Raw genomic sequence first — 13,203 nt, forward strand, 5'->3', positions numbered from 1 at the left:
AAAGCCCCTAATACTCAAAAAATTTTATTAATTGTTCTCTGTTAGCATATCAGATATTTGTTCTTCCTCTTCAATTGTAAGCACACTTTTAAGGTCAAGAATGATAATCATGTCATCTCCCACACGCGCAATTGAGTCAATGAATTTTCGCTTGATCCCCCTGATGCTCTCATTTGCCTTTTCAATCTTATCATCTTCGATTTTGAGTATCTCAGAGACATCATCAACCAAAAATCCAAGCTGGAACTTGGAAAGCTCAACAATAATAATTTTTTGCGTCTCTGCTTTCGACTTAATCTCCAGACGCTTTGCAAGGTTGTAAACCGGAACAGATGTGCCTCTTACATCAATAATCCCTTCAACATACTGGGGCATACTTGGTACCTTTACAATCTTGTTTGGCTTTATAATCTCAACAATCTCAAGTATGTCAACCCCAAAGCTGTAATCACCTACATTGAAAATTACATACTGTTTCACGCAACATCCTCCTCGTTTCTAAATTTCTTGAGGTACGCATTTATGAAGACATCTATCTCACCGTCCATTACTGCCTCAACATTCCCTACTTCAGCTTCTGTCCTGTGGTCTTTTACCAAAGTGTACGGACAAAATACATATGACCTAATTTGGTTGCCCCAGCCAATCTCTGTTTGTTCACCTTTAAGTTTTTGAATCTTTTCTCTTCTTTCCTTTTCTTTAAGCTCTAAAAGTTTTGCTTTTAAGATTTTAAGAGCAATCTCTCTATTTTTATGTTGAGACCTCTCATTCTGGCATGTCACAACAATACCTGTTGGAATATGCTTTATTCTGACAGCTGACTCTGTTTTGTTAACATGCTGACCACCTGCACCAGATGATCTATATGTGTCTATCTCAAGGTCCTCTTCCTTTATCTCAATGTCGGTGTCATCTTCAACCTCGGGCAGAACCTCAACCGCTGCAAAGGAAGTATGTCTTCTTCCAGCCGCATCAAAAGGTGATATCCTCACAAGCCTGTGAACTCCTTTCTCAGCTTTTAAATACCCATAAGCATTTTCACCAACTATTCGAATGGTGACATTTTTAATACCTGCCTCTTCACCGGGCAGAATGTCCAAAGTTTCAACCTTGTAACCTTTTTTTGCAGCCCAGCGCGTGTACATCCTAAGTAACATCTCTGCCCAGTCCTGAGCTTCTGTGCCACCTGCACCAGCATGGATTGATAATATTGCATTATTTTTGTCATATGGACCGTTTAAAAGAATTTCTATCTTAAATTCATCTATTTTTCTTTCGAGGCTAATGAGCTCTTTTTCAAGTTCTTCTGACATCTCGTGGTTGCCTTCTTCTATACTGAGCTCTGTCAAGACTTTTAAATCCTCCCATTGAGAATATAACTTTTGGAATCTTTCTATTTTATCTTTTATTCTCTTTATCTTCTGCAAAATTCTTTGGGAATTTTCTATGTCTTGCCAGAACTCAGGTTTTGATGTCTCAGTCTCTAAGGATTTCAGTTCACTTTCCAGCCCGTCAATGTCAAAGAGAAACCCTCATTTCTTTTAAATCTTCTTCTGCTTTTTCAAGTCTTTGCAAAATTTCTTCAAGCATTAGCATACTTTAAGACCACTCCTTCCTATAAGATATATTTATGAATTAAACTGCGCCACAGCATTTTTTGTATTTTTTGCCGCTCCCGCAAGGACATGGATCGTTTCTCCCAACCTTCTGTGTTTTCACAACAGGTTTTCTTACAGGCGTGTCTGATGGCGCATTTTCATACATTTCTTTTGCAACTCTTTCTCTCTGAGGCATATTTTCAACATTTGCATGAAGTATAATCTTTATTGTGTCCTCCTGAATTCTCTTTATCATCTCATCAAACATCTCAAACGCTTCGAACCTAAACTCAACTATTGGGTCTTTTTGGCCAATTGCGCGAAGAGATATGCCTTCTCTCAGCTGTTCCACTGCATCTATGTGTTCCATCCAGTGCATGTCAACAACTCGCAAAAGCACAACCCTTTCAAGCTCACGCATAAGCTCGCCAATTTCTTGTTCTTTCTTCTCATATTTTTCTTTTGCAATTGAGATGAGCTTTTCTTTTAGCTCCTGTTTTGTCATATTTTTTGCATCCTGCTCATAAAGCTCACTGTCCAAGAATATAAACTTCAAATCCTGCAAAAGACCTTTTATATCCCAGTCTTCAGGATGAGGACTTTCACCTGTATAAACTTTTATCTTGTAATCCACAAGCTCATCTATCATGCCCAAGATAGAGTCTCTTAAGTTCTCACCTTCTAAAACCTTGCGCCTTTGTGAGTATATTATCTCTCTTTGCTTGTTCAAAACATCGTCAAACTGCAAAAGATGTTTTCGTATCTCGAAGTTTCGTGCCTCAACCCTCTTTTGTGCCTTTTCAATTGCATCAGACAAGAGCTTATGTTCAATTGGCTGGTCATCAGGCAAGCCCAGCGATTCAACAAGATTTTTAATCCTCTCTGAACCAAAAAGTCTCATTAAATCGTCTTCCAATGATACATAGAACCTTGATTCACCAGGGTCACCCTGACGGCCGGCTCTTCCACGAAGCTGGTTGTCTATTCGCCTGCTCTCATGCCTCTCTGTGCCAATTACTTTGAGCCCGCCAAGCTCAGCAACACCCTCGCCCAAAACAATGTCTGTTCCACGGCCTGCCATGTTGGTTGCAATTGTTACAGCACCTCTTTGACCAGCCTTTGCAATTATCATTGCCTCTTTTTCGTGGTGTTTCGCATTTAAAACTTCATGTTTTATACCATGTTTTTTGAGCATCTCGCTCAGCATCTCAGACTTCTCAATTGACACTGTACCAACCAAAACAGGCTGGCCTTTCTTATGAGTCTCAACAATCTCCTGAACAATTGCTTCAAACTTTGCCTTTTCTGTCTTGTAAACCTTGTCCGGGTGGTCAATTCTTATCATTGGTTTATGAGTTGGAATTTCTATAACATCAAGCTTATAGATTTCTCTAAACTCCTGCTCTTCAGTTTTTGCAGTACCTGTCATACCAGCAAGTTTTTTGTACAGCCTGAAATAGTTCTGAAAAGTTATTGTTGCCAAAGTTTTGCTCTCTCTTTCTATCCTCACACCTTCTTTTGCTTCAATGGCCTGGTGAAGCCCCTCCGAAAACCTTCGTCCGTACATCAATCTTCCTGTAAACTCATCAACGATTATTACCTGCCCATCTTTTACAACATAGTCCCTGTCTCTTTTCATGAGCGCGTGAGCTTTTAGTGCTTGGATAATATGATGATGAAGCGTTGCATTTTCCGGGTCAGCCAAGTTTGTAACACCAAAATATTTCTCGGCCTTCTTGATACCCTCTTCTGTGAGCGAAACTGTGTGTCTTTTCTCGTTTACTATATAGTCATAGCCGTTTGTATCAGGCATTTGTTTGTCATCATCACTGTTATAATAAAGAGGTTTTAGTCTTCTTACAAAATTGTCAGCTCTTTTGTAAAGGTCTGTTGATTTCTCAGCAGGACCTGAGATTATAAGAGGCGTTCTTGCCTCATCAATCAAGATTGAGTCAACCTCGTCGATTATTGCATAGTTTAACTCTCTTTGCACAAGTTCTTCTTTGTAAATTGCCATGTTGTCTCGCAAGTAATCAAACCCAAACTCGTTATTTGTACCATAGGTAATATCACAATTGTATGCTTTTTTCCTCTCTTCATGACTAAGTCCATGGACTATAACACCAACAGAAAGCCCCAAGAAATTGTAAATAGGTCCCATCCACTCTGCGTCTCTTTTTGCCAAGTAGTCATTGACAGTTACTATATGAACACCCTTGCCCTCTAATGCGTTCAAGTACGCAGGTAGAGTTGCCACAAGGGTTTTACCTTCACCAGTTTTCATCTCTGCAATCCTGCCCTGGTGAAGAACTATTCCACCAATAAGCTGAACTCTAAAGTGACGCATCTTTAAAGTCCGCCAAGCAGCCTCTCTCACAGCTGCAAACGCTTCTGGCAGGATATCGTCCAAAGTTTCGCCGTTTTTTAGCCTCTGTTTGAATATATCTGTCTTTTGCCTCAGCTCTGCATCTGTTAATCTTTCATACTCTGGTGCAAGCGACTCTATTTTGTCAACTATTGGCAAGATTTTTTTTATCTCTCTTTCACTGTAGCTACCTATAAGCTTTTCAATTATCTTTAACATTTTTCCACCCTCGATTTTTGAAAATTTTTTGGACATTTCAAATAATTATTTTATCACTTCTTGAATGCATATTCAAACAAAAATCCGCTCAAAGACAAAACGTCTTTGAGCGGGGGCAGTGATGCTCTAATTTTTTTTCTTTTGTTAAAAAAGTTTTAATATTCAGGTTCAATTAAACCATACGCGCCGTCGTTTCTTCTATATACAACATTTACCTTATCTGTATCTTGATTCAAAAATACAAAGAAGTTATGACCAAGTAAATTCATTTGCAAAATAGCCTCTTCAACACTCATTGGCTTTATTGGAAACCTCTTTGTTTTAGCAATTCTAAACTCACTATTTTCTTCTTGAACCTCTTTTTCAGGTTCTTCCAATTCAAATGTCATGTATCGCAAAGACTCTGCGTCTTTTGCCCTTTTTGCTATCTTTGTTTTGAACTTTCTAATTTGTCTTTCCAAGGTGTCAACTACCAAATCTATGGCACTGTACATATCGTTGCTTCTCTCTTCAGCTCTCAAAATCATTCCATGAAATGGTATTGTCACTTCAACTATATGTGAAATCTTTTCAACACTCAAAGTTACATGAACATCTGTATTTAGTTTTATATACCTCTCAAGTTTTGAAAGTTTTTTTTCAATCCTCTCTTTTAGTGCATCAGTTACTTCTATGTTTTTACCACTGATAATAAAGTTCATCATATTGACCATCCTTTCTATGTAGAAAGTTTTGTTTTGATATTATATATATACCACCAATTTCGACTTATTTACACAAAAATTTTTTCCACAAAATTATCCACAATTCACAATAAGCAAATATCCATTCTGTTTAAAAATAAGCTGTGGATAATGTGGATAACTCTGTGGATATGTTATTTCCCAAGTGTCTCTGGTTGTTGAAAAGTCCCTTTCTATTTTTTAAACAAAAAGGACACATACATCTTCTATTACATGCATGTGCCCTTGAGTATGAGTATTTACTATAAATTCTGTTTTAAAAATTCAACAATCTCGTTTGACTTTGGAGGACATCCCTGTTTGCATATATTAAAATCGCTTGTACAGCTCCCAATTCCTATTCCATCCATAACTTTCCCTTTATAGCCTTGTCCAATGTAGAGTTTTTTCGAAAGTCTTTTTAAAACCCCCTGCTCGTCTAACCTCATAAGAGCACTTATGAGGTTTGCATAACATACAGAACATGCGTCTTTTTCTTCAATATATTTTGTGTATCTTGAAACAATTGAAGACCTTTTTGAAACTCCTGTAGGTTTTTTATCAGAATTTATTTCTATGAGATTATACTCACCTGCTTTCCCAACACCTAATTTTTCTGCTAATCTTATGTATTCAATGTCATATGGGTTGTAACCCAAATGCTCGGCGGCAAAGCTGTCTATCAAAACTGGGTCAAAGCCAAGGGCTATAAAATCCTTCTCAACAGGATTTCCTCCCTCTTCAAAGTCAGGGTCTGGCATAATACTGTCTACCACTACAAGATGCGTTTTTATTGCTTTGTTCAAGTATGCAATTGGTTTGTGAAGACCAAGTGTGTGAAACCTTCTCTTTTCACTGTCAGGAATAAGCCCTTTGAGATTTTTCAAAGCACAGGTAAGTTGTGTCTGGCAGTGCCCTTTCAAAAGTGGAACGTTTATTAAAAAGTCGTAGCTATAGACCTGGGTACAAATGTTCAGCTCAAACCCATCAACATTTATCTTCAAAGGCCTATCGTCTTTTGTGTCAATAAGCTTTACACCGTATTTTTTTGCAATCTCAGTATACCCACAAACTTCAAACGCCCTTTTTGTGGAAGCGCCAAGCCATGCACCCTCTAAAATTGCAATGTTTTCAAACCCATTTTCCCTCAAGTACTCTATGATTCCTTCAACAATATGTGGATTTGTTGTAGCACCTGAGGTATACGGCTTTGCAACAACCAAGTTGGGTTTTATAGCAATTTTGCTCCCCTGAGGAATATAACTTTTCACATCGGCATACTCAAGAAGCTGTTTTGTCATAGATTTAGCATCTTTACCGTAGATAATGTAAATGTTGTTATTCATATTTTTTCTTCCTTTCACTCTTTTATAGTAATCTCTGTGTCAGGGAAGATGTCCTTGAGCTTGTTTATTATCTCTTGGTCAGACACAGTATTTTCTTTAAATGGCTCTTGCTTTTCAACATCAACAGAGACCTCACCTTCATACCCCACAATCCTCTTTAGAATTGACTTAAAATACTCCATGTTTCTGCTCAAAACCTCTGCAAACACACTATCTTCCTGCTTAAAACATACCTTCACACCATTTTCTAACCTCAGGCTGGCATTTTGAAGAACATGCGAAAGTCCCGGCTTTTCCTCCTTGATAGCCTCTTTTATTTCCTGCCACCTGCTCAAAATCTCAGACCATGAAAAAGATGCATTGCTGTCCACACCTTCTGCGCTTTTGTCAGCTATATGCGAGATCTTTTGCTCTTGTTTTGTAGATTGAGCCTTGTCAAGTTTCATGGCTTCAAAAGCCTTGGGATTTTCGGCAAGCTGAGAAAGCTTTGTCTCAAGTTTTCGAACTCTTTCAATGAGCGTTTCAAATGAGGTGTCAAACTGGCTATCGCAAAGTTTTATTGTATTTATCTCAAGCAAAACCTTTGGAAATCTTGTCCAGCGTATCTGGTTGGCAGTGTCAATAAGCATCTTTATGATTGAAACAAGTCTGTTTGAATCAACAAGGTTTGATATGTTAATGACAAAATCTTTATCACTTTCAAGCATGTCAACCAAAACATCTTTTGCACCAAGTCGTAAAATCAGTGCACTTCTCAAAAGCTTCACAGCTTCTTCTAAAAAAGTATTTACATCCATTCCTTCATCCCAAAGCCTATTTATAACTTTGAGTCCTTTGTTGGAATCATTTTCTACAATAGCAGCAATATATTCTTTCACTATCTCGGTTGATGTAACACCTAAAAGGTTTGCAACAAACTTGTAGGTTATATGTTCATCAGATGTATTCATGCACCTTTCTAATATGGTCAAAGCATCCCTCAGAGCACCTTCTGCCTTTTGTGAGATCAAATACAGGGCATTATCGTCAATTGATATATTTTCCATCTGAACAATCTTTTTGAGCCTTTCATATATGTCCTTTACAGAAATCCTTTTAAAATCAAACCTCTGACATCTTGAAAGAATGGTTGCAGGTACTTTTTGAATATCTGTGGTTGCCAGAATAAAAAGTGCATGGGAGGGGGGCTCTTCAAGGGTTTTTAAAAGCGCGTTGAAAGCCCCTGTTGAGAGCATGTGCACCTCGTCTATTATATATACCTTCTTTTTGCAAACAGAAGGTGGGTACCTGACCTCGTCCCTGATTTGCCTCACGTCGTTGACACTTGTGTTTGATGCAGCGTCAATCTCCAAAACATCAAGCGTCTTTTCATCCAAGATGCTTCTGCATATCTCACATTCGTTGCACGGATTCCCATCCTTGGGATTCAAACAGTTCACAGCTCTTGACATTATTTTTGCAGTTGTTGTCTTGCCAGTGCCTCTCGGGCCGCAAAAGATGTATGCGTGAGCTACTTTGTCCTGTTTTATTTGATTTTTTAAAGTCCTTGTTATATGCTCTTGTGCAACAACATCTTCAAACACCTTAGGCCTATATTTCCTGTAAAGTGCTATGTGCATACTTATCACCCTTTTTTCTACATTTTGAGTTTCTCAACAACAGAAAACTCAATTTGTCTTAGCGGGACATTGGCGTCAATGAGCATTACTTTTACCCTGTCACCTATCTTGTATACCTTTTTGGACTTCTCGCCTATTAGCTGGTAAGTTTTTTCATTAAAGACATAATAATCATCTTCTAAAGTGCTGACTCTTACTAGGCCTTCTATTGTATTTTCAAGCTCTACAAAAAATCCAAAAGGCGTGACATTCGAAATAATTCCTTCAAAGACCTGACCAATCTTGTCCTGCATAAATTCAACCTTCTTGAGGTCAATTGTTTCCCTTTCTGCTTCTTCTGCAACTCTTTCTCTCTGTGACGTCCACTTTGCAATCTCTGGCATTTTAAGTTTTAATTTTTGAGCCTTCTTCTCTGTCATTTTACCTTTTAATACATCTTTCATAATTCTGTGGATGACAAGGTCAGGATACCTTCTAATTGGAGAGGTAAAGTGACAATAGTATTCTGTAGAAAGGCCAAAGTGGCCAAGATTTTCTTCACAGTATCTGGCTTTTTTTAGCGACCTCAAACACAAAGTATGAATGACCCTTTCTTCTGGTGTTCCACGGCTTTGCTCTAAAACCGCCTGCAAAGCTTTGGGATGTACCTTGTTTGAAATACCTTTTAGAACATACCCCATATTGTATATGAACTCTGCAAATTGATAAATCTTTTCAATATCAGGTTCTTCATGAACCCTGTACAAAAACGGAACATTTAACCAGTAAAAATGATTTGCAACTGTTTCATTACAAATCAACATAAACTCTTCAATTATTTTATTAGAGATTGTAAGCTCATATCGAACAACATCTATAGGTTTGCCGTTTTTGTCCAGTATGACTTTTGTCTCGTCAAAATCAAAGTCCAAAGCCCCTCTTTTCATTCTCTTTTCTCGCAGGATAAGTGCAAGCTCGCGCATTAGCTCTAAGTCTTCTCTTATATGTTCATACCTTTTCAAAAGCTCCTTGTCCTCTTCTTTAAGAATCTTTGTAACATTTGTATAGGTCATTCTCTCTTTGCTTCTTATAACACTTTCAAATATATCATGTTTTACAACATTTCCTTGCTTATCAATCTCCATCATAACTGAAAACGTCAACCTGTCAACATTGGGATTAAGTGAACAGATACCATTTGAAAGCTTAAACGGAAGCATTGGGATGACTCTGTCAACAAGATACACAGACGTTCCGCGCCTGTAAGCTTCCTTGTCAAGATGGGTGTTTGGTTTTACATAGTGGCTCACATCTGCAATATGAACACCTAAAAGATAGTTCCCATTTGGAAGTTTTTTGATAGACACTGCATCGTCAAAGTCTTTTGCATCTTCACCATCGATTGTAAAGATTGTTAAGTTGCGCAGGTCAACCCTTCCTTCTAAATCCTCTTCTGTCACTTCATCAGGAATATTCTCAACTTCTTTTAATACCTCTTTCGGAAATTCCTCGTCAAGTTCATATTTCTTGATTATTGAGAGAATGTCAACACCTTTGGCATTTTCATACCCCAAAATCTCAACAATTTTCCCTTCAGGATTTCTTCTTTTTTCAGGATACCTTGTAATCTCAACAACAACCTTCTGACCTGTCTTTGCTTTATTCTTACCGCTCTTTGGAATATAGATATCATATGTTATCCTCTGGTCATCTGGAATAACAAAACCAAAGTTTTTGCTATCCTCATACCTTCCAACAACTTTTGTAATACTCCTTTGTAAAATTCTCTCAACATATCCTTCAATTTTTTTACCCTCAACAGGAACAGCAGAAAGTGCCTTGACAAGCACTCTGTCTCCATGCATAGCACCATTCATGTTCTCAGGTGAAATATAAATATCTGGAACATTTGGATTGTCAGGAATCAGAAAACCATAGCCGCGCGGATTTACCTCAAGCACTCCAGCAAACAAGTTCATCTCTTCGGCAAGACCAAACCTGCCACGCTTCGTCTTTACAATCTTGCCCTCTTGTTCTAATTCTTCTAATATCTTCCTGAGAAGCTTTTCATCTTTTTCTTGCCAGTTCAAAATCTCAAGGATTTCTGAAAAGGTCATGGGATGATAACTTTCTTCCTGAAAAAGATTTAAAACCTCCTGTTTTTTCTCTTCAAATTTAATTTTTTTCAAGGGACTATCACATCCTTTTTCTAAATTTACAATCCAAGATCATTAGATATTTTTTGCATAGCTTTAAGGGCTATTCCCAAAAATTCTTCAAGTTCAAGTCCAAGTTCAGAACATGCTTTCATCTGTTCTCTGTTTGCACCCTTTGCAAAGCTTTTTTCATTAAATCTGTTTAATAAAAACGGCACTGTCACATCCGAAAGTTTTTTTGATGGTAGAATCAGCGCACCTGCAACAATAAAACCTGAAGTTGGGTCAACACAGTAAAGAGCTTTATCCAAAAGTGAAAGTCTTGGAAGACCATGTGCGTCGTTGTGAACCTTCACAGCATACACAATGTCCTTGTCAAACCCCAAATCCTCCAAAATTTTTGCACCAACTAAGCTGTGTGCATTAGGGTCATTTTTGGTATCTTCATAATCTATATCATGAACAAGCCCACAAATCCCCCACTTGTCCATATCCTGTTCAAAATAGCATGCAAGCTCGCGCATGATAGCCTCACAAGCCAGACAATGTTTCAGTAAATTTTGTGTCTTTATTCTCTTTTTGAGCTCCTCAAGTGCAATTTCACGTGCAACACTCATTCAAAACTTTCCTGGTCAACCAAACTGTGCAAAATTGCACAGTATTGGCGGCTGGGGTATTTGTAGTCCGCCTTTCAGGCTTTCCCAGCCCCAGCAGGCGGTATTTGGGAAAGCCATAGCCCCTGCCCCAAGAAACAGGAACTTACGCCCTTACAGGTCTTCCCCACTTGCCCTGAAATCAAAAGCGATTTCAAGACAGACATATCACGCAGGACTCTGTCAGGGGAGAGTGGCGTTACCACCGCTACCCTGAGAACTCGCCAGGGATTGTGTTTTTTGCCACGACTACCCGCGCTTGTTCCATCCAGAGGCACGGATAGCCTCCCTGGCTCACTCCCAGAGCTTTGTAAAAACTTTATCGCTCTATCTATCGTTTTGAGTTGTTTTTTCCTCAGATGTTTGTTCTTGACTACCTTCCTTACATACTCTTTTAGCTCTTCCAGGTTGTTTACATCAAGCCTACTAAGAAGCAGCATATAATTGTGCGGTATCCTTTCTCTCAAACCAAGTCCTCTTCGCGCTATTACATACGCTGCCGCAATATCCTTGCTCACCATATACTGCGGTGCATACTTCAACATCCCTATCACAGAAGTATACGCCGGGTCTACTTCTATAACCTCTACTCCTTCCCGTTTTGCCAGAAGTTTTACCTTCTCCAAAAGTAATCTGCTTCCAAAATAGTGCCTTATCCGTCTTGATTTTCTACCTGAAAAGTCGCCTCTTCTGCCCCTGTCCTGTATGCTAAGGTTCTCAATCACTATCGCTTTTTGCTTCTCTTTCGCCATTTGTACTATCATGTGTGCATACTGCCACCTGTAATACTCTCTCTTGCTTGAGCTTCCACTCTCAAGCTTCTCAAGTGGTATTCTGCCATATCCTAGAAACTGTCCGTACTCATCTGTTTCTGCCCATGCAACATTCTTTGGATATGCGTTAGTGTCTATCCCTATAACTCCATTTGCTCTCGTTATCGCAGGCTTGGGGAAAACTTCTTCAACGGTGAAGTAGGCATATACTACACCGTTTTTGAGTTTCAGTTCTACAGAATAAGGTCCACTAAAGCTGCTTATTGCTTGTAGCAGTAGGTTCCTATCCATGTATGTCTTACCTTTCATCTTCCATCCAGCTTGTATCGTCGCATATACGTACTCTCTTTTTCCTACGTTAATCCTGAGTTTTGTGAAGTTCCCGTCTATCTCAATCCTTGTATTGAGATTACCTTTCTTGCTCCTGTCTCCTCTTGAGTACAGATTCCCCTTCCTCTTCTCCTGCCACTCTCGTTGAAGTTTCCTATATACCTTGCCGTTTATGTGCCGCCTCTTTAGTTTTTCAAAAAGTTGCCTACCACCAAAAATGACCTTTTCAGGATTTTCTCCTCTTCCTTTGCATAAGTTTAAAACACTGTTTGCTTTCATTATTGCATCATCAACGTATCGGGAATTAAGATTAAAAATTCCTTGCAGCTCTCTTTTGAGTTCATTCCTTTTATGCCTTTCCAGTAGTCTCTTATATGCATACCTCATACAAGAGGACCATCTTCTCATAAGATCTAATACTGCCTTTTTGTCTTCCTCTCTATCGAACACTAACTTCGCCTGAACTGTTACCATGTCTTTTAGCACCTCTTTGTCCATAAATCCTCGCTGCAAAAGATGTTACTATCGCTATTAAGTCCTCTGCCAGTTCTCTGTTTATATCTTCTTCATTTTCTCTGCCATTTAACACTACCAGTTCTACCCCAAAGCTCTCCATGAAAAACTTAAGATATTTAAATCCAAACCTTGCAAGTCTGTCTGGATACTCTATTACAACTTTTGTAACTTCTCCTCTTTTGATTCTGTTCAAAAGTTTTAATAGTCCTCTCCTGTTTTCATCTACTTTGCTGGCTATTTCAGATATAACTTCATACTGCCAACCTTGAGAGACTTGGCATATTCTTCAAGTCTTCTAATTTGGTTTTTAAGGTACTCTTCTTGCTTTTTAGTGGAGACTCTTGCATACAAAACAACGGTTGGTTTTGGTTTTTCCTTTATCATGCCAAGTAGTTTTTCTATGTCTTCTTTTTTATACCTTCTCCTTCCCTTCGGTGTCCTGAGAGGTGTTATTAACCCTTCCTTCTCCCAGTTTATTAGTGTTCTTCGGCAGATAGAATATATCTTTTTAACTTTTTGCACACTTAGCAACATTCAATATCACCTGGTCAAAATTATACCTTTTTTGCATTGTTATTTTCAACTGTTGTGACCTCCTTTTGTATTAAGCATTTTGTAAGATATTGTGAACATTTATGGTTAAAATAAAAACCCAAGGTTGACATTCAACCTCAGGTTTTACTTTATTACAAAGAACAAAACTATTGATACAATAAAGAACGCTGCTGCAATTATCCATGTGTATCTTCCAAGCATAGCATCAAGAGTTCTTCCCTTGTACTTTCCAAAAAATGTTTCAGCTCCACCTGCAATTGAACCAGAAAGTCCTGCACTCTTGCCAGACTGCAAAAGCACAACAATTATAAGTGCAATTGCTAAAAGAAGTTCCAACACGGTTAATATTATCTTTGCCATTGTGTTTTAAAA

The 13,203-nt window shown here is 38.4% G+C and carries 10 protein-coding genes and 1 pseudogene; all 11 read right to left on the reverse strand.

Features of this window, described 5'->3' with window-relative positions:
- Positions 1-27 precede the first annotated feature (27 nt).
- Complete coding sequence (locus ATHE_RS10555; protein ID WP_015908451.1) at positions 28-480, reverse strand: chemotaxis protein CheW; 453 nt, start codon at positions 478-480, stop codon at positions 28-30.
- A protein-coding gene (gene prfB, locus ATHE_RS10560) for a peptide chain release factor 2 (protein ID WP_015908452.1) occupies positions 477-1,596 on the reverse strand; the annotation gives its coding sequence in 2 pieces (ribosomal slippage) (positions 477-1,532 and positions 1,534-1,596; 1,119 coding nt in all). Before prfB ends, ATHE_RS10555 begins: the two co-directional genes overlap by 4 nt.
- 39 nt (positions 1,597-1,635) lie before the next feature.
- Positions 1,636-4,182 carry a preprotein translocase subunit SecA gene (gene secA, locus ATHE_RS10565; protein WP_015908453.1) on the reverse strand — a complete coding sequence of 849 codons (2,547 nt, stop codon included), beginning with the start codon at positions 4,180-4,182 and terminating at the stop codon, positions 1,636-1,638.
- A gap of 155 nt (positions 4,183-4,337) precedes the next feature.
- Positions 4,338-4,883, reverse strand: a complete 546-nt coding sequence (gene hpf / locus ATHE_RS10570) for a ribosome hibernation-promoting factor, HPF/YfiA family (RefSeq protein ID WP_015908454.1) — start codon at positions 4,881-4,883, stop codon at positions 4,338-4,340.
- A gap of 284 nt (positions 4,884-5,167) precedes the next feature.
- Entirely contained in the window at positions 5,168-6,250 is a 1,083-nt protein-coding gene (locus tag ATHE_RS10575; protein ID WP_015908455.1) for a DUF362 domain-containing protein, read from the reverse strand.
- 14 nt (positions 6,251-6,264) lie between these two features.
- Positions 6,265-7,869, reverse strand: a complete 1,605-nt coding sequence (gene dnaX, locus ATHE_RS10580) for a DNA polymerase III subunit gamma/tau (protein WP_015908456.1) — start codon at positions 7,867-7,869, stop codon at positions 6,265-6,267.
- 17 nt (positions 7,870-7,886) lie between these two features.
- The gene (gene rnr, locus ATHE_RS10585) at positions 7,887-10,037 is read right to left on the reverse strand and encodes a ribonuclease R (RefSeq protein WP_015908457.1); all 2,151 of its coding nucleotides are present in this window, start codon (positions 10,035-10,037) and stop codon (positions 7,887-7,889) included.
- 26 nt (positions 10,038-10,063) lie between these two features.
- Positions 10,064-10,621 (reverse strand): HDIG domain-containing metalloprotein, encoded by a 558-nt coding sequence (locus ATHE_RS10590; RefSeq protein WP_015908458.1) that lies wholly within the window; start codon positions 10,619-10,621, stop codon positions 10,064-10,066.
- 74 nt (positions 10,622-10,695) lie between these two features.
- Positions 10,696-12,234, reverse strand: coding sequence for an IS200/IS605 family accessory protein TnpB-related protein (locus ATHE_RS10595; RefSeq protein ID WP_015908459.1), 1,539 nt, complete (start codon positions 12,232-12,234; stop codon positions 10,696-10,698).
- Positions 12,200-12,810, reverse strand: a pseudogene (locus ATHE_RS10600) (IS607-like element ISCbe1 family transposase). Before ATHE_RS10600 ends, ATHE_RS10595 begins: the two are co-directional and overlap by 35 nt.
- A 144-nt stretch (positions 12,811-12,954) precedes the next feature.
- A complete protein-coding gene (gene secG, locus ATHE_RS10605) occupies positions 12,955-13,191 on the reverse strand; it encodes a preprotein translocase subunit SecG (RefSeq protein ID WP_015908460.1) in 237 nt (78 codons plus the stop codon).
- Positions 13,192-13,203 lie beyond the last annotated feature (12 nt).

The sequence above is a fragment of the Caldicellulosiruptor bescii DSM 6725 genome, from assembly GCF_000022325.1.
In the GTDB taxonomy this organism is placed as follows: Bacteria; Bacillota; Thermoanaerobacteria; order Caldicellulosiruptorales; family Caldicellulosiruptoraceae; genus Caldicellulosiruptor; species Caldicellulosiruptor bescii.